Origin of the sequence: Faecalibacillus intestinalis (genome assembly GCF_015097455.1) — a bacterium.
GTDB lineage: Bacteria > Bacillota_I > Bacilli_A > Erysipelotrichales > Coprobacillaceae > Faecalibacillus > Faecalibacillus intestinalis.
On record NZ_AP024085.1, the window covers coordinates 1,936,519 to 1,959,041 of the forward strand.

Here is a 22,523-nt window from a genome sequence, read left to right on the forward strand (position 1 = left end):
AATATGTCTAAATTATATCCTCATTGTGGGAAACTTTGGGATTTATAGGCAACTTGACAGTAAAAGTCGAACCTAGCCCTAAAGTACTTTCAACATCGATCGTTCCTTGATTCAATTCGACGATTTTTTTAACAATACTTAAACCAAGTCCCGTTGATATCTTTGAACTTCTTGATTTATCTACTTGATAAAAACGATCATAAATATAATTCAGCTTATTTTTAGGTATACCCATTCCTTCATCTTGTACACTTAAAACAAACATATTATTTTCTTTTTTAGTTTTAATTGTAATAACACCATCATTAGAGTATTTAATTGCATTAGAAATAAAATTACTTAAAATTGTTTTAACCGTTGAATAATCTAAAATAACAGGTTTTTCTATTTTATTATGATAAATAAGAGAAATATGTTTTTCTTTAGCCATTGGCTCAAATAAATCAATACTTTCTTTGACAACAGCTTTGACATCTAATTCTTTAAAATCCAATTTAACTCTTGTTTGATCTAATCGTGATAATTCTAAAATATCATTAATGATATTTTGCATACGATAACTTTCTTTCAACAAGATATCCATAAACTCTTGAAATATTTCTGGTGAATCTAAACCATCCCTTTTTAATATTTCTACACTTCCAATAATAGCTGACATCGGTGTTTTAAGTTCATGAGAAACATCTGATAAAAATTGTTTTTGCATATCTTCAATTTCTTTCATTTTAGAAACGTCTGTAAATAAAACAATCGTTCCATCAAAAATAAGATGTTCTTTATCAGAAAAAACAGGTGAAGATTCTACTTGATAATATCTTGACTGTATTTTTACAACCGACGATAATGGTCTTTCAAAAACATAGCATTGATCTACTAAATCAAGCATCTCACCTACAAATATATCTTTATAATATCTTCCTTTTAAATGTGGTATTTCAAAGCCTTTTCTAAAACTTTGATTGGTAAAAGCTATTTTCCCTTCTTTATCAATAAATAACATCGGTAAATTCATTGATCGAATCAATTGACTTAATATCTTTTCATGATATTTATTTTCAATTTCTACTTCCTTTATTTCATTATCCTTTTCTCTTTGAAAAAAACGTCCCATTCGTTGATAATGACTTTCTAATTGATAAGCATTGATTGCACATACAAAGATAAAAAGAAGCATAATATAAAGACTGTAAGCCTTATTAAAATAACAAAGTAATAAAGTAACAACTCCCATCAATACAACTTTCAAATAACTTTTAGTCATCTTTTTTCACCAACTTATATCCAACTCCCCTTACAGATTTAAAAGAAACTCGACTTTCTTTTAACTTTCCTTTTAATTTAAAAACATGAACATCAACAATACGTGTATCTCCATCATATTGAAATCCCCATATAGACTGTAATAAAGTTTCTCGAGAAACAGCTTCTTTAGGATGTTCCATAAACATTTTTAATAAATCATATTCTACTTTTGTTAGAACAATAACATGATCATCAATTGTCACTTCTCGATTTTTAGTATTCATCATAACATCTTCAAATTTAATTTCATCTAAAAAATGTTTATGATGTCTTCTTAAATGAGCTTCAATTCGCGCTATTAAAACTGCTGATTGAAATGGTTTTGTTAAATAATCATCTGCCCCTGCTTCTAATCCTTTAATAATATCTTCTTGTTCACTGCGTGCCGTTAATAAAATAAGTGGTTTAACATAATCATTTTGTCTTACTTCTTTAATAATAGAGACACCATCTTTATATGGAAGCATCCAATCAATCAAAACAAGATCATAATCATTTTCTAAAATCTTCGAAACAGCCTCTTTTCCATCATATAAACTATCTACTAAATAACCTTTTTTTCTAAGTTCATAGGCAAGTATCTTATTGATGGACATATCATCTTCAATTAATAATATATTATTCATTATTCCCATCGTATCTTTCTATTATTCTTTGAACAACAGGGTGTCTTACGACATCCATCGCTGATAAATGAATAAATGAAATCCCTTTAACCCCTTCTAAAATATCTAATGCACGAATAAGTCCAGAAGTTGTATTTCTTGGTAAATCGATTTGTGAAATATCTCCTGTTACAATCATTTTTGATCTGAATCCTAAACGTGTTAAAAACATTTTCATTTGATTATCTGTTGTATTTTGCGCTTCATCTAAAATAACATAAGCATCTTCTAAAGTACGACCTCTCATATAAGCAAGAGGTGCAATTTCAATAACACCTTTTTCCATAAGCTTTTCAGTTTGTTCAACACCTAACATATCGTATAAAGCATCATATAAAGGGCGTAAATAAGGATCTACTTTTTCTTTTAAATCTCCTGGTAAAAATCCCAAATTTTCTCCTGCCTCAACAGCTGGTCTTGTTAAAATTATTTTTTTTACTTCATTATTTTTTAAAGCTGCTACTGCAAAAACAACAGCTAAATAAGTTTTTCCTGTTCCCGCAGGTCCTATCCCAAAAACCACATCGTTATTTTTTAAAGCATAATAATAACTCTTTTGTCCTAATGTTTTAGGATAAATAAGTTTTCCATTATATGTTCTAGCTATTTTTATATGATAAAGTTCAGATAATTGATCCAACTTATCTTTTTCTACAAGCTTTTGAGCATAGATAACATCTCTTCTTGAAATAGAAACCCCTGAAACAATCAGTTTTAACAAAGAATAAATGACTTTTTTAGTTTTTTCAATTTGTTGTTGACTTCCAACAATTGACATTTCATCTCCTCTTAAAGAAATTTCAACTTGAAAATGATCTTCTAAAACTTCTAAATTTTCATCTTTTACTCCAGATAAATTAACAAGTTGTTCAATGTTATAAGCTTCTAACTTAACAATTTCTTTCATGAATCCTCCCTAATTGCAATATTCTCTATAAAAACATATTGCATCTTTAATACATATTTCTTCTCTATTATATCATATGATAGTACTTTTTCCCTGTCAATTTTTACATCCTTTGGTAATTGACTTCTTATTTTAAAAAGCAAATACGCAAATATATCTTTATCTTTAACATTTGATGATGAAGCCTCTATATATTGATAAGTATAAGCTTCTACACTTCCTAAAGTGGGAATCATTTTTATTTGTTGTTTCGTATCTTCAATTTGATGTGAAATCAAAACATCTCCTTTTTTTACATACTGATTCACTTTAACTAAAACATTTCCTTGTTTGACATCCAATTGACGAATAATCCCATCTTTTTTAGCGATATAATCTTGATATTTTAAGACCGTCTTTTGATTATGACTAGCGGGTGTATATTCAACATGTAAAACACTTCCCTTTTGATAAACATTTAAATAATCAATTTCGCTTTGATATTTTCTTTTTAAATGATCATAAAGTTTATTGATTTGAGGATAAGTCAATTTAGGATGCATCATTTGTATTTGTTTATTGAAGTCTTTTTGAAGTTGATTGTTCACGATAGAAAGAGAGCCTGTTATTTTATAGTCATAAATATAATGTGGTAAAATAAAAAGTGTGCTTATAAAAGCGAGTGTAAAAATGATTTGTGGAAATTTAAAGATAAGAAATAAATAATGAAGTAGGCCTATACTTTTTTGAATGGGTAAATGCATAGAAGATGTGATATATCTTTGATAAATAGGAACGTAAAATGAATAACGTAATGCATCAAGTTGATGTAAATGAAAAAGTGTGAGCTGATGTTTTTTGGTTTCTTTTAAAAATGAAACAATATCATTTGTTTCAATAACAATATAATCATAGCCTAAATTCATGAAAATATAATTGATGTAAACTCACCCATTAACATAATTTCATCTTGACTATAGTAACGTATTTCAATATTTTTTCCTTTTATTGAAATAATTTGTTGATTCATTTTACATTCAAAAATCGTTGATTCTAATGTAATAATCAACTGATAATGTTTAATTAAAATTCTATTTTTTTGTATACAAAGCATTCTATCACCTATTATAAGCTATGATATTTCCTTTTCATTATGTATAGAATTTTATGATCCAATCTTTTTATAACATCAAAAAAGTCAACTTGTAATGTTGACTTTACTTATTTTGATCTTTTCTTCTTAATAATTCATTTCGATAAACAACGAGATCTTTATAAATATCACTTAATGTTGAAAAAACCCATTCTACTCTTTCATCAGGAATACGATTTCTATAAATAGAGTCTAATTCATGATGAAATTGTTCATGAACTTTCAAAGCTTCTTTTCCTTGATTTGTTAATCTTAAGTAATAAATACGTTGATCTTGAGTAGATTTTTCTTTAATAAGAAAACCTTTTTCTACAATTTTTTTAACAGCTGTCGTAAGAGTTCCAAGTGTTACATTCAAATGATTTGCAACAGCTGACATTGAGGGACTTGATTCTTTATCAACAGCTTCTAAAACATGCATTTCAGACATCGAAAGTTGTTTAAAAGGTCCTTGTTTTAAATATAATTCCTGTATATCCATCGCAATATTAAAAACATCAACAACTGTTTCTATCGTATCTACTCTTTGTATCATCTTTTTCTCCTTATTACTCTTCGTATTTTCTAATATATTGATAACCAATACCACCAATACCCATATGAGCTCCAACCACAGCTGGTAATTCTCTTACAAGTATTTCACATTCTCCAATTTGTTCAATCAATTTTTGTTTCATTTCTAATGCTAGATCTTCACTTAAAACATGTTCGATTGCAAAAACATAATTCTTATTGTTAACCTTACATTCATTGACCATGTGATCAATAATTTTTAAATTTGCTTTTTTAGCTGTTCTTACTTTACCAAAACTATCAATTTTACCACCTAAACTATAGTTTAATTTCATAATTGGTACAATTTTTAAAAGTCCAGCTAACGCTGCAACAGCAGGAGTAATACGTCCTCCCCTTTTTAAATGCTCTAAATTAGGAACCATAATAATCGTTGCTGAATCTTCTACAAGTTTTTCTAGAATATCTTTTATTTCTTCTGGTGATTTTCCCTCATGAGCAAGTTTTGCTGCTACTTCTACAAGATATTTTTGATTACTTGCTGTTCCTTTTGTATCCACTAATGTTACTGGCATTTCTAACATATCACACGCAAGCTTCATTCCATTCATGGTTGAAGAAAGTCCTGTAGCGATAGGTAAACCAATAACATGACTATATCCTTGATCTTTGATTTTTTGAACTGCTTCTTGCAGTGAACCTGTTGATGGTTGAGAAGTCATCACCATAATATCGTCTTTTTCCATACGTTCAAAAACATCTATACTATGAATTTCAATATCATCTAAATAACTTTTACCTTCCATAGTGATTGTTAGTGGTGCAATAAATATTCCTTCATTTTCTCTTGAGCCTACAGGAATTTGACATCCACTATCCGCTAATATAGCAATTTTTTCCATACTCTCCACCTCTTCCTCATATAATATAACAAATTATGGATTATTTTTAAAGTTTTATGTTATCATAAAAGTCGGAAGGTGAAAAAATGAAATCTATTGAGGAAATAACTGAACACACATTAGTCATTAAAAAATCAGAGTTTATTTGTACGCTCATTCCTTTAAATGATGAAGAAAAAATCAATGAAACTATTGATTATTATAAAGAAAAATATGAAGATGCTACACATAATTGTGTTGCCTATCTTGTAGGTACAAAAGAAAGAGCCAATGATGATGGAGAACCATCAGGTACTGCAGGTCTTCCAATGCTCAATGTTTTAAAAAAACAAGAACTCAGTAATATTATTGCAATTGTTACAAGATATTTTGGAGGCATTAAATTAGGGGCTGGAGGTTTAACACGCGCCTATAGTCAAGCTGTGGCTGATGCTTTAAAAGAAGCTAATATTGTTGAAAAACATTTAATCGATGTCTATGATGTTTCTCTTGATTATAGTTTTACTAAAAAATTTGAGCATCTATTAAAAGTAAATGACATTGATTGTATAAATAAAGAATACGATGAACAAGTCACTTATCGTCTTTATATTGATGATTTATCTTTCTTTGATACAATTCAAGATTTAACAAGTAATCGTTACAGTAAAGAATTTATAAAAAAAGAATATGTTCCTGTAAAATAAATATGTATTTAGCCTGTTGACAAAATAATTTGTTGACAGGCCTTTATTGTATAAGAAACAATTATTCATTGGACTATCCGTCCATTGAAAGAAGGAAAAAGGAAAGCTAAAATGATCTGTCGACCTTGATAGGAAATGTAGATGATCCAACAGAGATCAAAAGATATCGGGATGTCGTAAGAAAAGCAGGTATCCATGGAGATTATGTGATTATCGGAATTGAACACCAAAGCACTTTTGATAAAAATATGATCTTTCGCATACTCAACTATGATGCGACAACTTATATCAATCAAGTTGAAAGTAAAAAAGAAGTCCATCCAGTAGGAAGTTTTGTGTTCTATACAGGAGATAAGAAATGGAATACCCCTTTAGAATTAAATGATTACTTTGATATACCAGAAGAATTAAAAGCGTATATAAATGAATGGAAATTTATATTTGTTGATGTCAAAGAAATAGATACCAGTAAGATCAAAGATGAACAAACAAGATATTTTATAGAAGCTATCCAAGAGATGTATAAAGGAAACTTTGAAGGATTACACCGAAGAATAAAGATGAATAGAGATAACTTTATTTATGCAGCCATCATTACAGGAAGTTTAGATTTAATTAGAGATTTACCAGAAGGAGATGAAATCGATATGTGTGAAGGAATGGAAAGAATGGCAGAAGGATTTAGAAATGAAGGAAGAAAAGAAGGTGAAAAACGAGAAAAGAAAACTGTATTATCATTATTGAAAGTAAAATTAGGAAATGTATCAAATCAACTCGAACAAGCGATACAAAATAGCTCAATAGAAAAACTCAATACATTAACACTTTCAATTTTTGATATCACAAACGAAGATGACGTTTTAAAAATCATTAATTAATAAGTTAATATATAAACAAGAAAAAGCAAGGCATTTTATTTGGCTTGCTTTTTTTATAAAAAAGAAAAGTACGGTTTTGTCGTACTTTTCTTTCGTTTATTTTTTTGATAACGTTTCAATAAACTCATTTAAACGATTAAGCCATTGATCATGTTTATTGATTTTAATTGTTATTTTATTATCTAAAGATTTAAAGGCTGGCTTTGTAAAAAGTTGATTAGCAAGCAAGAATAATTTATCACCTGAAATTGTTTCAAAAGCGTTTGGTGAAAAGATAATTTCTAGTTGTTTACCAGAATCTTTAATATCTTCAATAATAGAATAATGTGAAAGAATTTCAAGTTTTCTCTTTTCAATCAATGTTAAAATAGCTTCCGGTAAATTTCCATAATAATCATCAAATTCCGCTTTTAAACTATTAAGTTCACTCATTGTTTTTGCTTTATCTAAACTTTGATACAATTCAAGTTTTTCATAATCACTTTCTACATAGTCATCAGGAATATAACCATCTACACTCACATTTAAGTTTTTAACCTCTTCTTCAGGCTTTTCATCTTTATGCATTCTTACATTGATGGCATCTTGTAAGATTTTCATATACATTTCAAAACCAATATCATCAATAAACCCAGCTTGTTTACCCCCAAGAATATCTCCTGAACCACGAATTGATAAATCACGCATGGCAATTTTATAACCACTACCAAGTTCAGTAAATTCTTTAATCGCTTTTAAACGTTTTAATGCATCATCTTGAATAGACTTATCCTTTTTATAAAGAAGATAAGCATAAGCGCCTCTTTCACTACGACCTACACGTCCTCTAATTTGATAAAGTTGGGCTAAACCAAATTTATCAGCATCTTCAACAATCATCGTATTAGCATTAGGAATATCAATTCCTGTTTCAATAATTGTTGTACAAATAAGAACATTAAATTCTTTATTCATAAAACGAAGCATAACATCTTCTAGTTCATTTTTATCCATTTGACCATGTCCTATAGCTACTTTTGCATTAGGAACAGTAGAAGAGATTTTATAAGCGACATTAGCGATTTGATCTGTTCGATTATAAAGATAGAAAACTTGTCCATCCCTAGCGAGTTCTCTTTCAATAACTTGTTTAATTAACGTATTATTTTTTTCAACAACATAAGTTTGTACAGGTAATCTATTTTTAGGTGGTGTATCGATTTTCGATAATCCTCTAATTCCCATTAAAGACATTTGTAATGTACGAGGAATTGGTGTAGCTGAAAGAGAAAGAACATCAATGGTTTCACGGTATTCTTTGATTTTTTCTTTTTGTTTAACACCAAAACGTTGTTCTTCATCGATAACAAGTAACCCTAAATCATTAAACGCGACATCTTTTGATAAAATACGATGTGTTCCTATTAATAAATCAATTTTACCTTCTTTAACTTCTTTTAAAATACGTTTCTTTTCTTTAGATGAAGTAAAACGATTGAGTAAAGCAATTTCTACAGGGAAATTTTTAAAACGTTCGGTGGCTGTTTTAAAATGTTGCATTGATAAAATAGTTGTTGGACAAAGAAAAGCTACTTGTTTATGATCTAAAATTGCTTTAAAAGCACCACGTAAGGCCACTTCGGTTTTACCAAAACCAACATCTCCACATAAAAGGCGATCCATTGGTTGAGGTTTTTCCATATCCAATTTAATCTCATCAACACTTCTTTGTTGATCAGCAGTTAAAGCATAACCAAATTGATTTTCAAAATCGATTTGTAATTCATTATCCTTAGAAAAAGCAAACCCTGGTGAAGACATTCTTTTAGCATATAATTCTATTAATCGATCAGCAATATCATCAATTTTATTTTTAGCCTTTTGTTTAGCTTTTGTCCATTTGCTACTTCCAAGAGCATGGATCATTGGTACTTTACCATCAGCACTTGCATACTTACGAATCATTTTAAATTGTTCAACTGGAATATAAAGCGTATCATCTCCAGCATAAGCCACATATAAATAATCTTTATGATATCCTTTAACATCAAGTGTTTTAATTCCTAAATATTGCCCTATTCCATAGCTATCATGAACAACATAATCACCAACATTTAATTCTTGGAAGTTACGTAATGTTTTAGCATCTTTAAATCTAAAATATTTTGTTTTAGAAACATTGACTTCTCCAAATAATTCATGGGCTGTTAAAATAACTACTTTTTCTTCAATAAGTTCCAATCCTGATGCAAGTTTTCCTACATAAAGATTAATACCTGGATAAATTACTTCATCAATTCCTACAAGTGTATATTTCATTTCATGACGATCAAAAAGTTCCACCATCAATTGAAGTTGATGTTTATTTTCTAGAGAAATTAAAATTTGACTATTCTTTAAATAATCATTGATTTGTTGGATGACACGTTTTTCATCATCTCGATTAAACATCACATCGTGACTTAAAAAGACAACATCATCTTTATTTGTTGTAAAGGTATTAATGGCTTGATAGTTATCTTTAATAATGCTATCAAAGTCTTGATAAAGTTGATTATCTTTTAAAAAGCGTCCACTTTGGCTTAATTCTTGATAATAATAGAAGTTTTCTGAAATATAGTTTTTGATTTGAAAATGAATATCTTCTTCTTGACATAAAATAGTAATTGGATCATCTAAATAATCTTTAATACTCGTCACATTTTTAAAGAGATGATAATACGCATATTGACTACTATCTGTAGCATGTGCTTTTAAGTTTTCAATATCGATCATGATTTTTTCTTCAAAATCATCTTTAAATAAATCATCCATCTTTTGATATTGTTCTTCAAAAGAATCTTTGATTTGTGTAACAACTGAACCTACTTCTTGATCTAAATAAAGAAGATCGGTAGCTGGAATAATTTCAATTTCATCCACTTTTTCAATCGTTCTTTGTGTTTTTTCATCAAAAAATTTAATATAATCAATTTCATCATCAAAGAAATCGATACGAATAGGATGGTCATATTGCATTGAAAAAATATCAACGACTCCCCCACGTTTAGAAAAATAGAAAGGTTGATCAACACGTGTTGTATGCATATAACCTGCTTGCACTAAAAATCTTTGTAAATCATAAACATCAATATGATCTCCTACTTTTAAAGTCATACAGTTTTTCTTAAAAACATCAACAGTTGGAACATATCGCATCACACTATGACCATGACTAATCAAAAGATGTGGACCAGGTCGTGTAAGTTGATACATCGTTCCTAATCTTTGTCCTAATAATTCTCCTGAAGCAGCTAAACTTTCAATACGATAAGATTCATCTACAGGAAAATAAAGAGCTTCATCAATCATTTGTGAAACTTGTTTATAAAGAAGATTAGCTTCATATTGATTTGATTTAACAATCAGCATATCTTTTTTTGAAGTCAAAAATGCGCTAGCAATCAGTAGCGCTTCGCTGTTAGAAGAATTGACAACGATATTTTGTTTATTCAATAAAGCATTAAATGCTTTATTATCTTTTAATAAATGTAGTATCTTTTTCATATGTGCCTCTAATTAAAACGATTCATTGCATGGTTAAATCCATGATCCAAATAATCAACGACTGCATCACTGGCATTTTCAATTCCTTGATTGATAGCATCTTGTTCATCTTTTGTAAAACGTGATAAAACATAATCAACAACTTTTATATATTTACTACGATCAATACCTACACGAATACGATTAAAATTTTGACTTCCAGTATGCAAGATAATATTTTTAATACCATTATGACCACCAGCACTACCACTTTGTCTTAAACGAAGCTTCCCTACTGGCATATCTAAATCATCATAAATAACTAAGATATCTTCTTGATTGATTTTAAAGAAATCCATGACTTGTCTAACAGATTCTCCAGATAAATTCATATAAGTTTGTGGTTTTAATAAAATCACATCTTCACCTTTATATTTACTTTTTCCATAAAGTCCTTTAAATTTGTTTTGTGTCATTTCAATATTTAATTTTTCACTTAAACGATCTAATACCATAAATCCTGTATTATGTCTTGTATTTTCATATTCTTTCCCAGGATTACCTAAACCAATAATTAATTTCATTTTTTACCTCTTTAATCCAAATATTTTCATCGAAATAGGAGCTAAATATGTGTGTGATTCATGATCATTATAAATCACTTCATATTCATCCATATCATTTATTTCAAAATCATAATACGAAGGATTAAAATATGCAACAATCTCTTGATATTTTCCTTTATTTTGTTTCACACAATATCTTAAAATACGATAATCAAAATGATTTGTACCTACATATTCATTTACTTCTTGAATTGTTTCATACTTAAATCCACCATTTTCTTTTCTAAGTTGAATCATTTGTTTAAGAGTTTCAATATCCTCTTGATTTTCATCAACTAAAGACCAATTGACTGCATTAATATGATCTAATGTATTATACGTATTTCCAAGTCCATCTTTACTACGATAGAACTCTTGACCACAATGAATAAAAGGAATTCCTTGTGATAAAATAAGCGCAACATTCAACATCAATTGTCTTTTCTTACGGGTTTCAAGTGGTTCATCTCCATTACTAATTGCAAATTTATCAAATGTTGTCGCATTATCATGGCATTCAACATAATTAATACTTTGATCAACATAGCTGTAGCGATTTGTATTTTTCATACATTCACCACCAATTTCACAATTATACATATTCCCCGCAAAATAACCTTTATCCTTTAAAGCAGAATCTCCACTACCACCCTTTAAAGTTTCACGATAATAATCATTAAAGAAGCCAATATTTAACATCTTACGATGATTATCTTGCATTCCTTTTTCATGATCATCCATAGCTGTAGGCATATTCCATCCTTCGCCATACATAATAAAACTATCATCTATTTTTGAAGCTTGATCATAAACTTGATTTAAGGTTTCAATATCAATAATACCCATTAAATCAAATCTAAAACCATCTACTCCATAAAGTTTTTGCCAACGCAAACACATATCTTTAATATATCGTCTTACCATTTGATGTCTTGATTCTAAATCATTCCCACACCAAGAACCATTAGACATTTCTCCATATTGATTCTTTCTAAAATAATACCCCGGTACTGTTCTTTCAAATGCACTTGTATAATAATCATACATATGATTATAAACAACATCCATCACCACTCTTAAACCTTTTTGATGAAATGTTGAAACCATATGACGACATTCTTTAACTCGCGAATAACCATCTTGAGGATCTAAAGCATAACTTCCTTCAGGAACATTGTATTGAATTGGATCATAACCCCAGTTATACATCACTGTAGGATGAAGTTCATCTACTGTCGCAAAATCATACATTGGCATGATTTGAACATGAGTGACACCTAAATCTACAAGATAATCAAACCCTGCTTTATTACCTTGTGGTGTAACTAAACCACTTTCTACTAAAGACATAAAAGTTCCTGGATGTGTTGCGTTAATTGTTTTAGACATAGTAAAATCACGAACACTTAATTCATAAATGATCGCTTCTGTTTTTCTTTTCATATGTGGTAAGTTTTCTAAATAAAGTGGTTCATTGATTTTATCAACATCAATGACAATATTACTATTACTATTAGCATTAGAAGCATAAGCATAAAGATCTAATGTTTCATGAAAACTTTTATGATGACGAATCAAATAATTATATTCTTGATTATCCAAATCTCCTTGAATCGTTACTTCAAAAACCCCTTTTTCTTTTCTTTCCATTTGATAAGCTTCATTTCCTACTTTAACCATGACTTCTAAAGCCGTAGGAGCCCATACTTTGAAAGTTGTCTTTTCTTTTTGATAAAGAGGTCCTAATTTCCCATCATAATAAAATAATTCATCAAAATCATCCAATTCAGAAAGTCTTACATATTGTAAAATAGCACTTAAACCATAATTATCTACCATCTCATAATGATGCGTTAAATCAATATGAACATTTTTAAAATAATATTTAACACAAATATCATCTTCACATGTTTCAGCAACAGGAATTTCTACAAGTGTTTCTTTATTTAAATCTCTCAAATAAAATTTTGGAGAAATTCCCCTATAATATTTTTTTGAAAGTTTTACTTCTATTTTATTTAGCTCTATTAAATTGGCGAGCATACGTATTTTGCCTTTTTCCATTTTCTAATCACCTAATCGTATTATACGCAAAATATATATTTTATTCAAACATCTTCTTTTTTGCTTTGATGTTCAAATTTTATGATATAATACCCTCGGTGATATAAATGAAAGTTGGTTTAGTATTAGAAGGTGGCGCTATGCGTGGTTTATACACAGCGGGTGTCATCGATACATTTTTAAAAGAAAAGATTGATGTTGATACAATTATTGGTGTTTCAGCAGGAGCTTTATTTGGAATGAATTATAAATCAAAACAAATAGGACGTGTTTTGAGATATAATAAAGCTTACGCTGGAAATAAAGATTATATGGGTGTTTATTCTTTTTTAAAAACAGGAAATGTCATGAATGAAGAATTTTGTTTTGAAAAACTGATTGATGATTTAGATCCAATTGATTATCAAAGTTATCAAGAATCTCCTGTTGATTTTTATGCTGTTGTGACAAATTTGCAAACAGGAAAAGCAGAATATAAGTTGTTGGATACTTTAGATAATTATGATCAAGTTGAATATTTAAGAGCATCAGGTTCAATGCCTTTTGTATCTCATATCATTCAAGTCAATGGTCATGAATATTTAGATGGTGGCTGTAGTGATAGTATTCCTATTAAAAAAATGTTAGAGATGTGTGTTGATAAAATCATTGTCGTTTTAACAAGACCCTTAGATTATCGTAAAAAGCCATCCAATAAACATCTTAATAAACTCTTTTATCATCAATATCCTCATTTTGTAGAAACTTTAAATAATCGTTATTTAAATTATAATGCGTCTTTAGATTTGATTACAAAATTAGAAAAAGAAAAGAAGATTTTTGTTTTAAGACCTAGTCAACTCATCCCTATTGGACGACTTGAAAAAGACAAAGAAGTCATTCAACAAATGTATGACTTAGGTGTATGTGATTGTAATAACCAATTAGAAAACTTAAAAAAATACTTAAGAGGCTAAATTAGCCTCTTATTAATTGATATTTAATTAAAAGTTCTTTAATTTCATCTGGTGAAACACATCCATTTTCACCTAGATGAATTGCTGGTTTCGTTTTACCATGAAAATCACTTCCACAAGTAAATAATAAATCTAGCTCTTTAGCTTTTTGATAAAAATAATCATTGGTTTCAAGGTTATGATAGCTTGAAAAGCATTCAACTCCTTGAAGTCCTTTTTCTACCATTTCATCGAAAATGTCAAACTTTCCTTTTAAATTATTTCCCGGATGTGCTAATACAGCCACTCCCCCATGATCATTAATTAATTGAATTATTTTTTCTAATGAAGGAAAAATAACTTCTGTATAACAAGGTTTTCCTTGAACATAATAATCCCAATAGAAATTAACATAGGGATTATCACTACGACTTCCGCCACTTCGATAAGGTTTTAAAAGTTCATGATCTACATATCTTTCATCCTTTAACAAAGCTTCACCAAACATTTCTCCAGTATAAACCCCATTACTACTTAAGGCATCTAATTGTTCTTTTTTTAAATCAAAACCTAATTGATTGGTAAGTTCTAATTTTTTTAAACTACAGTTGAGTTCTTGTTTTAAAATATCTTCTCCCAATTGATTAAATGCTGGGTTTGTATAATCGATCCCATAGCCTAAAACATGTAAATTGATTTCTTTATAAGTACAATCAATTTCAATAGCAGGAATATATTTTATCTTTAATTCTTCTGCTTTCTTTTTAGCTTCATCAATGGCTTTGACCCAATTATGATCAGCAATTGCCATAATTTTCACCCCTGCTTCATGACACATTTCTACGAGTTGACCAGGTGTAAATTCTCCATCATCGCTGTATAAACTATGCATATGTAAATCAATATAACTTTTATTCATTATTCATCCCTCCTATCATTTGATTCTTTCCTATTTGAAAAAGTCCTTCTTTAATTAATTTATATAGTTGATTAATTTTAATTATTTGAGGTTGATGTTTTAAAGGAATCGTTGGTAAAGATATTTGTATGTCTTTTAAAACATCACTACAAATACCAATAGCTGCTGGATTTAAGACACAACATAAAGTAGCAATCTGTTTTTCTAATAATTCTTGGGGATCATCTTTTAATAAACGCTCTTGTTGTAAATGATCATAAAAAGGTAAACATCGAAGTTCTCCCGCAAAATGACTAAAACCATTGTAGAGTTTCCCTTGAATGATCATACCACAGCCTACATAATCAATCGCAGGTTGATAAATAAACGCACTATTTTGATAGTGTGGATATTGATGATAAAAACCAATGCTGGCACAATTGACATCATTTTCAATGATTATTCTTTGTTTAATTTCTTTTTTTAAAATTTCTAATATATTTTTATTTTGAAAATCTTCAAAATCACACAAATCAATCATTCCCTGATCACAAACCCCTGGCAGTGATAAACAAATGACAACGATTTCTTGATCTTTCTTTAATACCTCTTTTAACATCTTTAAAAACTCTTCAACTGTTCCTTTTAAAGAAGAATAATTTTTTTGATAAACAATTTGATCATATAAATCTATGATTTCAAAAATAAATTCATAATTCTTCTTATTCTTCTTTAAAACTATCTTTAACAGATGCTTATAATCCTTATATAACTGATATTCTTTAGACTTTCTACCACCCGTTGACTTAGAATCACTTACATATTCAATTTCATGATTTTTCAACATTTCTTGTAAAATATTAGTAGTTGTCGCCAATGAAAGACTTGTTTTATACGCTAAGTCATTTTTTGTCCAAATTTGTCCATCATAAAGGCATTCTCTTATTTTTATTTCGTTTTCTTGTTTTAAATCATTTACTTTTGACACTCTATCACCTAACTTTCATCAACTTTTGTCGAAAGTTATTATAGCACAAAAAGTATAAAAAAAGAATGACCTTTCGATCATTCCTTATTTTCTACCATAATAAATATCTCGATCAACTGCTTTATTCATTGAAGCAACAACTGTTGTACATACTGCATCTCCAGTAATATTAACAGCTGTTCTTGTCATATCTAAGATACGGTCAATTCCCATAATTAAAGCAATTCCTTCTACTGGTAAGCCAACGGAATTAAAGACCATGGTAAGTGTAATTAATCCAACACTTGGTACCCCTGCTGTTCCTATTGAAGCAAGCGTTGCTGTTCCAATAACTGTTGCATAATCCATCATAGATAGATGAATTCCAAAGGCTTGAGCTGTAAAGACAACCGCAACACCTTGCATAATGGATGTTCCATCCATATTGATTGTTGCTCCTAATGGAATTGTAAAGGATGAGATCTTTTTAGAGACACCCATTTTTTCAGCTAAAGTATCAATATTCATTGGAATTGTTGCATTGGATGTTGATGTTGAAAAAGCAAAAGCCATTACTGGGAAAAAGTTTTTAATAAAGATAATAGGATTTAATCCTGAAAAAATCTTTAACATTGACATATAAACCCCAAAACATTGAACTCCTAATGCAAGCAATACACAGAACATATATTTTAATAATGGGATGAAAACATCAAAGCCTATTTCTGCAAATGTTTTAGAAATCAAACAGAAAACACCTATTGGTGCTAACTTCATAACAACCATTGTCATTTCCATCATAATATCATTAAATTGACTAAAGAAGTTTTTAACAATATCTACACGATCTGACATATTTGCAAGAATAACACCTAAAATAAGCGCAAACAAGATAATTTGTAACATTGTTCCATTTGCAAGTGATTCAAAAATATTTGTTGGAATAATATTTAACAATGTTTCTGTCACACTTGTTGCTTGTGTTGACTCTGTTACTTTTGAGGTGATTTTAATTGCTGACATATCTAAACCAATACCTGGATTAATAACATTAGCGATACATAAAGCAACAACAACGGCAAGTGCTGTCGTACATAGATAAAAAAGCATTGTTTTAAGTCCTACAGCTCCTAATTTTTTAGTATCTCCTACTGCCATACTTCCACAAACAATTGAACAAAAGACAAGTGGTACAACTAACATACGCATTAAACGTATAAATCCTTGTCCTACAACATAAAATAAACCACTAACAATAAAATCATCAACGATTTTATTACTAGGAATACAATAATTAATAATAATTCCGGTAATTGCACCTGCAATAAGTGCTATAAAAATCAAAGTTGTTAAACCTAACTTCTTTTTATTTTTCATTATATAAACCCCTTTCTTTAAAATATTCTTTTAAAGATTCTTTCCATGAAGGAAAAGTATAAACTGGAGTCATTGACATAATAAAATTATCTAAGACACAATAAGCTGGTCTAACTTTAGAAAAATCAGATAAATGAGTAGGTACTGCCTTCATTTGAGCTTCTTTTCCTGTAAGTTTTAAAATCTCATGAGCGAATTCATATCGACTACATACCCCTGTATTTGTCGCATGATATGTTCCATATTCATTTGTATCAATTAAATGTAAAATAAAACGTGCAAGTTCTTTAGCACTTGTAGGTGATCCAAATTGATCAGAGGCAATTGCTAGAGTTTCACCTTTATTTACTTTTTCTAATAAATCATTAATAAAATTATTTCCCAAACCATAGACCCATGTACTTCTAATAATAAAATGCTTATAAGTAAATTCTTTAACATATTGTTCTCCAGCTAATTTAGATTTACCATAAGCTGTTTGTGGTCTTGTTTGATCAAACTCATTATAAGGTTGATCACTTTTCCCATCAAAAACATCATCTGTAGAAATATGAACCAATTTAGCTTCTAATTTTCTAGCAATAATAGATAAATTTCTAGCACCTAAAGCATTAACTTTATAAGCTTTAGAAATATCATTTTCACATTCCTCTATATTTGTAAGTCCTGCACAGTTAATAATAATATCTGGTCTATTCATTTCCCCAAAACGTAAGACCTCATCTGTGTCTGTAATATCCAAATCGTCTATGTCAGTATCAAGAACTTTGAATTCAAGTTTATCAATAATTTCATTGATTGCTTGTCCAATTTGTCCTTTAGCACCGCATATCCAAATTTTTCGCATAATTTCATCCTCCTTTAAATCTTGAATATTATATCTAGAGGATTATTTGATGTCAAATTCAAACCTAGTTCATATTTCGTGATATAATAGTATTGAGGTGATTTTTATGAATGATTTATCTAAAATGTATCAAGTTTACGTAAATAAAGAATTACAAGTAAACAAAAATGAAATTTTAAATGTCGCTCGACTTAAGCAAAAAACATTATCTTTCTTACATGATTTAGGAGAAGTTTGTCAGGATTCAAGATGTTTTATCTTTTGGGAAAAAGAAGAAGCTATTCATCACGATGAACTATTAGAACATTATTTAGATGGTTTAAAAATGTTAATGTCTATTGGTTATGAATTAAGAATTGATACTATTAAAAATCATACTGAAATTCCTAATCGTTTATCTTTAGAAGACTTATTTTTAAAAATTTATCAATCAATGATGAATGTTTCATCAACTTATTCTAGTCAAGATTACCAAAATACAATTGATGACTATTTCTCTTTAGGATTTCAATTAGGTATTGATTTAGATGAAATTATTGATCATATTTAATTTGTGAGATGGAAACATCTCACTTTTTTATTTTTGACAGATACCACAAGGAGTATATCCTTGTTGTTGTAATTTTTTTGAAGTTGAAGTAACTACTTCTTTATTTTGTTCGCTCATTTTTGAAACACTTGAACAATTTGGATCATGATATTTTTTATTTTTTATATTAATAACATACTTTTTACTTTTATTACTTGACTTATTATGATAACCAAATGGATCTTTTGCTTCTTTGATGCCATAAGTTGGTTCTCCTTCTTTGGCTTTTCTTGAAGTTCCATTTTGATAATCAATAGTAACACCCGGTTGTACATTATAAATATAAACACAGAAACGAATCGTTTCATCTTCAATAGAAGCTGCTTGTAAGATCAAACCTCTTGCTACTAATTCATCTTCTTTATATACAGGAATAGCTTCATATAAAACATGATGATTCGTATTTTTAATATAATCTCTAACCTCTTCTTCAAAAGGCAACATACCTGTAACATTAAAATAACGTGTTCCCGTCATTAAATTTCTTTCTTCAGCATTTAAACCACTTAAAGCAAAACCAATTTGATGACAACGATTATATAAATATTTTGTAGAAATCAAATCATCATATCTTTGTGTTTTCCATCCGGACGGTTTAACCATTCCAATAGATTCCCTTTTATTTGTTGGAAGTGTTTCGGGACCTAAACAAGCTTGATCTTTTTGAGTACGTCCATATTCATCTAAATCATTTAATTGAATATATGTTTTTGTAGTATATTCATTTTCTTTAAAAGTAGGAGTATTGTTATTGATTTCAATATATGGTTGTCCACTATATTCTTCTATTTGATTTAAAATATCTTGAACATTATTTTCATCAAAAGAAACCTGATCTGTTTCTATTTGTAATTGGTTTTCTATATTTGTAATTTGATAATGTAAGGTTTCTTTAGAGTCTACATAAAACGATTTTTGAGTTTCTTCACCATCTTGTACAACTTTTAACTCATGATTTCCTTTAGTTAACTTTAACTCATAAGTTCCTGCACCTTGACTTTTTAAAGTATCAATTTGATCTTGATCAACATAAACATCTACATCCTGGCTACTTGTTTGTTCTAAAGAAAGTATTACACTTTGCTTAGAAGATGCTTTTTCTACTTGTTGATTACATCCTGTTAAAGTAAATGTCATCAATAATGAAAGTAATAATAAATAGAGTTTTTTCATCATAGTTCCTCCTTGGAGTACAAGTATATCATAAATTTATATTTTTTCTTTTCTATTTTTTTAAATAGAAACCTATTTCAAGGTTTTATAGGATAATAATATAAAAATAGAATCATATACAAAAAGTATTATGGCAATCTACTTTAATCATTGCTAAATAAGGATTAACGTATTAAAATATTAATAGAGATATTACCTCATTTAAATAGAAAATTGGGAGAAAAAATGATAGATACTAAAAAAATTAAAAACAAACATGGTTTTACACTTGTTGAAATAATAGTTGTTCTTGTCATTCTTGCAATTTTAGCTGCTGTGGCTATTCCATCCGTTTTAGGATATGTTGTAGATGAAGCAAAAAAAGCAGGTATTATACAAGAAGCACATGGTATTTATGAAGCAGCGCAAATTGCTGCTACAAAATGCTATGCAACAGATGAAGATGAATTTAAAAAACAATCAATTTTTAAATATAACTACACATTACCTGCAGATTTTCCTTATAAAAAAACAACAACAAATCCAGTTGGAAGAGTGTCTGATTCTTTAATGAGTTATGGACAAAAAGAGCCTGACAAGTATCTTAGTGATAGCTATTCTGGCGCATCATATATCGATAAAGAAATTGTAAAAAATGTATTACATTTTTTACAAAGTGAAAATAAAAATTCAGCTATTTATAAATACAAAGTACAAACTGACTGCCTCAACGGTCAATCCCTTAACGATTATAAGCCTAGTAAATTCAATGGATTTGCTATTAATATATTCTATAACCAACAAGGTAAGGTAGAAGCTATAAATTTTGCGAGAGATAATTATATGGTTACTATTTATAATGGAAAATTAAATTGTGTTAAAGGTGGTAAATCAATAAAATCAATAGAAAAGAAATAATATAAAAAATAATTTTTTTGTTATAATTTCTAACTAAAAATAGGATATTGATATCTTACCAATGATATTTATTTCCTACTAATTAATTTTTCAACGATAACGTTTGAGGAATTATTGTAATTAGAAACAATTGCTTCTTATAGTAAAATAATTTTAATATATTTTTATTTTACAAAAGAAAAGGCTGTATGAAATTAATTATTTAATTTCGTAACAGCCTCTTTTTTATATGGTTTTAAATTTTTTACGATATAAGATATAAGCTACAATACTTGCAATTGCTTCAGCAATAACAAATGATAACCAAATACCTTCAATCCCCATGATATTTAATAAAATGTATGCTAATGGTACTGTAATCAATAATTGTCTAAGTAAAGAAACTATTAAAGAATATTTTCCTAAACCTAGAGCTTCAAAAACACCTGACATTAAAACTCCAAAAGATGAAACAATAAAACTTAAAGATAAAATTCTAAGCCCTGTTTCTCCTATTTCTAACATGCCACTACTTGCATTAAATAAAGAAAGTAAAACATTTGGAACTATAAAGAATAATAATGTTCCTGCTCCTAAAATAGCAGCAATGACCAAACCAGATACTTTTAAAATTTGATGCATTCTTTCTTTTAACTTAGCTCCATAATTATAACTCATTAAAGGTCTCATTCCTTGTACAATTCCTGATGTTGGCATATAAATAAATGTTTGTAACTTATAATAAACCCCGAAGAAAGCAACTGCACTTTGTGAAATAGATGAAAGTATACCATTTAATAAAGAAACAAGAACAGATGGTAAGCACATCATCACACTTGAAGGAATAGCTATACTATAAAGTTGAGAAATAACATGAAAATCTACTCTGAATTTCTTAAATGAAATATGAAGATGTGTATTGTATTTTTTAAATAAGACAAATGCTAAAGAAGCTGCTGAAAATTGACCAATTACTGTCGCAATAGCTGCTCCAGCAACACCAAAAGCAGGTAATCCAAAATAGCCAAAAATCAAGATTGGATCTAAAATAATATTAATAACAGCTCCAAAGATTTGCATGATCATGGGCATCATCATGTTTCCAGTTGCTTGAAACATCTTTTCAATAGCTAGATGAATAAATTGGCCAATAACTAATGAGACAACAATCATTCCATATTGCATTCCATAGTTAATTACATTTTGATTTGTTGTAAACATATTTAAAAATGGTCGAATAAAAAATAAACCAATAATTAAAAATAATAAAGAATGTGCAAGTGACATCACAATTCCTTGAGTTGCATAATAAGATGCCTTATTATCATCTTTAGCTCCTAAATGTCTTGCAATAAAGGCATTCATCGCAATCCCTATTCCACAAGAAATAGCTAATGATAAATTTTGTAAAGGGAAAATCAATGATACTGCTGTTAAAGCTTCTTCTCCAAGTTGAGAAACAAAGATACTATCTATAATATTGTATAATGATTGAATCAACATTGAAATCATTGGCGGAATCGCCATTGACATTAATAAAGGAAATACAGGCTTGTATTCCATTGGGTTTCTATTTTCCATATAAGTCTCCTTTCCATAAAAAAAGCTATAGATGTCTATTTATGATCAGAAATAGAGAAATCTATAGCTTACCTAAGCAATATTCAATTTGCATGTCTATATTAATAAATATCTTTATCTTT

21 protein-coding genes are annotated in these 22,523 nt (G+C 28.7%); 5 read left to right on the forward strand and 16 right to left on the reverse strand.

Annotation, left to right across the window (positions count from 1 at the left end; genetic code table 11):
• Positions 1 to 7: 7 nt before the first annotated feature.
• From Fi14EGH31_RS10470 to Fi14EGH31_RS10500, 7 genes are all read right to left on the reverse strand, one after another.
• Entirely contained in the window at positions 8 to 1,261 is a 1,254-nt protein-coding gene (locus tag Fi14EGH31_RS10470) for a sensor histidine kinase (RefSeq protein WP_022002962.1), read from the reverse strand.
• Positions 1,254 to 1,928 (reverse strand): response regulator transcription factor, encoded by a 675-nt coding sequence (locus tag Fi14EGH31_RS10475; protein WP_022002963.1) that lies wholly within the window; start codon positions 1,926 to 1,928, stop codon positions 1,254 to 1,256. Before Fi14EGH31_RS10475 ends, Fi14EGH31_RS10470 begins: the two co-directional genes overlap by 8 nt.
• Complete coding sequence (locus Fi14EGH31_RS10480) at positions 1,921 to 2,874, reverse strand: PhoH family protein (protein WP_022002964.1); 954 nt, start codon at positions 2,872 to 2,874, stop codon at positions 1,921 to 1,923. The genes Fi14EGH31_RS10475 and Fi14EGH31_RS10480 overlap by 8 nt, the downstream gene beginning before the upstream one ends.
• Complete coding sequence (locus Fi14EGH31_RS10485; RefSeq protein ID WP_117574989.1) at positions 2,871 to 3,779, reverse strand: sporulation protein YqfD; 909 nt, start codon at positions 3,777 to 3,779, stop codon at positions 2,871 to 2,873. The genes Fi14EGH31_RS10480 and Fi14EGH31_RS10485 overlap by 4 nt, the downstream gene beginning before the upstream one ends.
• Positions 3,776 to 3,967: a YabP/YqfC family sporulation protein gene (locus tag Fi14EGH31_RS10490; protein WP_022002966.1), complete on the reverse strand. Its 192-nt coding sequence runs from the start codon at positions 3,965 to 3,967 to the stop codon at positions 3,776 to 3,778. Before Fi14EGH31_RS10490 ends, Fi14EGH31_RS10485 begins: the two co-directional genes overlap by 4 nt.
• A gap of 103 nt (positions 3,968 to 4,070) precedes the next feature.
• On the reverse strand, positions 4,071 to 4,541 hold the full coding sequence (locus Fi14EGH31_RS10495) for a MarR family winged helix-turn-helix transcriptional regulator (RefSeq protein WP_022002967.1): 471 nt from the start codon (positions 4,539 to 4,541) through the stop codon (positions 4,071 to 4,073).
• Between the two features lie 13 nt (positions 4,542 to 4,554).
• Positions 4,555 to 5,421, reverse strand: coding sequence for a DegV family protein (locus Fi14EGH31_RS10500; protein WP_200764789.1), 867 nt, complete (start codon positions 5,419 to 5,421; stop codon positions 4,555 to 4,557).
• Between the two features lie 86 nt (positions 5,422 to 5,507).
• Here Fi14EGH31_RS10500 and Fi14EGH31_RS10505 point away from each other — a divergent pair, with 86 nt between their 5' ends.
• Positions 5,508 to 6,107 carry a YigZ family protein gene (locus Fi14EGH31_RS10505; protein ID WP_022002969.1) on the forward strand — a complete coding sequence of 200 codons (600 nt, stop codon included), beginning with the start codon at positions 5,508 to 5,510 and terminating at the stop codon, positions 6,105 to 6,107.
• 125 nt (positions 6,108 to 6,232) lie between these two features.
• Complete coding sequence (locus Fi14EGH31_RS10510) at positions 6,233 to 6,985, forward strand: Rpn family recombination-promoting nuclease/putative transposase (protein ID WP_107028870.1); 753 nt, start codon at positions 6,233 to 6,235, stop codon at positions 6,983 to 6,985.
• Between the two features lie 96 nt (positions 6,986 to 7,081).
• Here the strand turns inward: Fi14EGH31_RS10510 and mfd are convergent, their stop codons facing one another.
• From mfd to pulA, 3 genes are read right to left on the reverse strand one after another with little or no spacing between them, the layout of a single operon-like run.
• Complete coding sequence (gene mfd / locus Fi14EGH31_RS10515) at positions 7,082 to 10,510, reverse strand: transcription-repair coupling factor (protein ID WP_200764790.1); 3,429 nt, start codon at positions 10,508 to 10,510, stop codon at positions 7,082 to 7,084.
• A gap of 8 nt (positions 10,511 to 10,518) precedes the next feature.
• Entirely contained in the window at positions 10,519 to 11,073 is a 555-nt protein-coding gene (gene pth / locus Fi14EGH31_RS10520) for an aminoacyl-tRNA hydrolase (RefSeq protein ID WP_022002974.1), read from the reverse strand.
• A gap of 3 nt (positions 11,074 to 11,076) precedes the next feature.
• Positions 11,077 to 13,158: a type I pullulanase gene (gene pulA / locus Fi14EGH31_RS10525; protein ID WP_200764791.1), complete on the reverse strand. Its 2,082-nt coding sequence runs from the start codon at positions 13,156 to 13,158 to the stop codon at positions 11,077 to 11,079.
• A gap of 107 nt (positions 13,159 to 13,265) precedes the next feature.
• Here pulA and Fi14EGH31_RS10530 point away from each other — a divergent pair, with 107 nt between their 5' ends.
• Complete coding sequence (locus Fi14EGH31_RS10530) at positions 13,266 to 14,114, forward strand: patatin-like phospholipase family protein (protein ID WP_117828450.1); 849 nt, start codon at positions 13,266 to 13,268, stop codon at positions 14,112 to 14,114.
• Position 14,115: 1 nt separating this feature from the next.
• Here Fi14EGH31_RS10530 and Fi14EGH31_RS10535 read toward each other — a convergent pair whose 3' ends face one another.
• The 4 genes from Fi14EGH31_RS10535 to rfbD form a co-directional block, all read right to left on the reverse strand.
• Positions 14,116 to 15,012: a PHP domain-containing protein gene (locus Fi14EGH31_RS10535; protein WP_117828449.1), complete on the reverse strand. Its 897-nt coding sequence runs from the start codon at positions 15,010 to 15,012 to the stop codon at positions 14,116 to 14,118.
• Positions 15,005 to 15,979, reverse strand: a complete 975-nt coding sequence (locus Fi14EGH31_RS10540; protein ID WP_117346611.1) for an ROK family protein — start codon at positions 15,977 to 15,979, stop codon at positions 15,005 to 15,007. The genes Fi14EGH31_RS10535 and Fi14EGH31_RS10540 overlap by 8 nt, the downstream gene beginning before the upstream one ends.
• An 84-nt stretch (positions 15,980 to 16,063) precedes the next feature.
• A complete protein-coding gene (locus Fi14EGH31_RS10545) occupies positions 16,064 to 17,335 on the reverse strand; it encodes a dicarboxylate/amino acid:cation symporter (protein ID WP_022002979.1) in 1,272 nt (423 codons plus the stop codon).
• Entirely contained in the window at positions 17,325 to 18,182 is an 858-nt protein-coding gene (rfbD, locus tag Fi14EGH31_RS10550; RefSeq protein ID WP_117346610.1) for a dTDP-4-dehydrorhamnose reductase, read from the reverse strand. The genes Fi14EGH31_RS10545 and rfbD overlap by 11 nt, the downstream gene beginning before the upstream one ends.
• A 106-nt stretch (positions 18,183 to 18,288) precedes the next feature.
• On the opposite strand from rfbD, the gene Fi14EGH31_RS10555 reads away from it, so the two are divergent.
• Positions 18,289 to 18,732 (forward strand): dUTP diphosphatase, encoded by a 444-nt coding sequence (locus Fi14EGH31_RS10555; RefSeq protein ID WP_022002981.1) that lies wholly within the window; start codon positions 18,289 to 18,291, stop codon positions 18,730 to 18,732.
• A 27-nt stretch (positions 18,733 to 18,759) separates the two neighbouring features.
• Here Fi14EGH31_RS10555 and Fi14EGH31_RS10560 read toward each other — a convergent pair whose 3' ends face one another.
• Positions 18,760 to 19,944, reverse strand: coding sequence for a DNA/RNA non-specific endonuclease (locus Fi14EGH31_RS10560; RefSeq protein ID WP_200764792.1), 1,185 nt, complete (start codon positions 19,942 to 19,944; stop codon positions 18,760 to 18,762).
• A 225-nt stretch (positions 19,945 to 20,169) separates the two neighbouring features.
• On the opposite strand from Fi14EGH31_RS10560, the gene Fi14EGH31_RS10565 reads away from it, so the two are divergent.
• Entirely contained in the window at positions 20,170 to 20,841 is a 672-nt protein-coding gene (locus Fi14EGH31_RS10565) for a type II secretion system protein (protein ID WP_200764793.1), read from the forward strand.
• A 225-nt stretch (positions 20,842 to 21,066) separates the two neighbouring features.
• On the opposite strand, the gene Fi14EGH31_RS10570 is transcribed toward Fi14EGH31_RS10565, so the two are convergent.
• Entirely contained in the window at positions 21,067 to 22,401 is a 1,335-nt protein-coding gene (locus Fi14EGH31_RS10570) for an MATE family efflux transporter (RefSeq protein WP_117787512.1), read from the reverse strand.
• Positions 22,402 to 22,523: the final 122 nt, after the last annotated feature.

What these genes read in the sequence shown, in the direction of transcription:
- Fi14EGH31_RS10470 (WP_022002962.1), bottom strand. Translation starts at nt 1,261, where the DNA reads ATGACTAAAAGTTATTTGAAAGTTGTATTGATGGGAGTTGTTACTTTA.
- Fi14EGH31_RS10475 (WP_022002963.1), bottom strand. Translation starts at nt 1,928, where the DNA reads ATGAATAATATATTATTAATTGAAGATGATATGTCCATCAATAAGATA.
- Fi14EGH31_RS10480 (WP_022002964.1), bottom strand. Translation starts at nt 2,874, where the DNA reads ATGAAAGAAATTGTTAAGTTAGAAGCTTATAACATTGAACAACTTGTT.
- Fi14EGH31_RS10485 (WP_117574989.1), bottom strand. Translation starts at nt 3,779, where the DNA reads ATGAATTTAGGCTATGATTATATTGTTATTGAAACAAATGATATTGTT.
- Fi14EGH31_RS10490 (WP_022002966.1), bottom strand. Translation starts at nt 3,967, where the DNA reads ATGCTTTGTATACAAAAAAATAGAATTTTAATTAAACATTATCAGTTG.
- Fi14EGH31_RS10495 (WP_022002967.1), bottom strand. Translation starts at nt 4,541, where the DNA reads ATGATACAAAGAGTAGATACGATAGAAACAGTTGTTGATGTTTTTAAT.
- Fi14EGH31_RS10500 (WP_200764789.1), bottom strand. Translation starts at nt 5,421, where the DNA reads ATGGAAAAAATTGCTATATTAGCGGATAGTGGATGTCAAATTCCTGTA.
- Fi14EGH31_RS10505 (WP_022002969.1), top strand. Translation starts at nt 5,508, where the DNA reads ATGAAATCTATTGAGGAAATAACTGAACACACATTAGTCATTAAAAAA.
- mfd (WP_200764790.1), bottom strand. Translation starts at nt 10,510, where the DNA reads ATGAAAAAGATACTACATTTATTAAAAGATAATAAAGCATTTAATGCT.
- pth (WP_022002974.1), bottom strand. Translation starts at nt 11,073, where the DNA reads ATGAAATTAATTATTGGTTTAGGTAATCCTGGGAAAGAATATGAAAAT.
- pulA (WP_200764791.1), bottom strand. Translation starts at nt 13,158, where the DNA reads ATGGAAAAAGGCAAAATACGTATGCTCGCCAATTTAATAGAGCTAAAT.
- Fi14EGH31_RS10530 (WP_117828450.1), top strand. Translation starts at nt 13,266, where the DNA reads ATGAAAGTTGGTTTAGTATTAGAAGGTGGCGCTATGCGTGGTTTATAC.
- Fi14EGH31_RS10535 (WP_117828449.1), bottom strand. Translation starts at nt 15,012, where the DNA reads ATGAATAAAAGTTATATTGATTTACATATGCATAGTTTATACAGCGAT.
- Fi14EGH31_RS10545 (WP_022002979.1), bottom strand. Translation starts at nt 17,335, where the DNA reads ATGAAAAATAAAAAGAAGTTAGGTTTAACAACTTTGATTTTTATAGCA.
- rfbD (WP_117346610.1), bottom strand. Translation starts at nt 18,182, where the DNA reads ATGCGAAAAATTTGGATATGCGGTGCTAAAGGACAAATTGGACAAGCA.
- Fi14EGH31_RS10555 (WP_022002981.1), top strand. Translation starts at nt 18,289, where the DNA reads ATGAATGATTTATCTAAAATGTATCAAGTTTACGTAAATAAAGAATTA.
- Fi14EGH31_RS10560 (WP_200764792.1), bottom strand. Translation starts at nt 19,944, where the DNA reads ATGAAAAAACTCTATTTATTATTACTTTCATTATTGATGACATTTACT.
- Fi14EGH31_RS10565 (WP_200764793.1), top strand. Translation starts at nt 20,170, where the DNA reads ATGATAGATACTAAAAAAATTAAAAACAAACATGGTTTTACACTTGTT.
- Fi14EGH31_RS10570 (WP_117787512.1), bottom strand. Translation starts at nt 22,401, where the DNA reads ATGGAAAATAGAAACCCAATGGAATACAAGCCTGTATTTCCTTTATTA.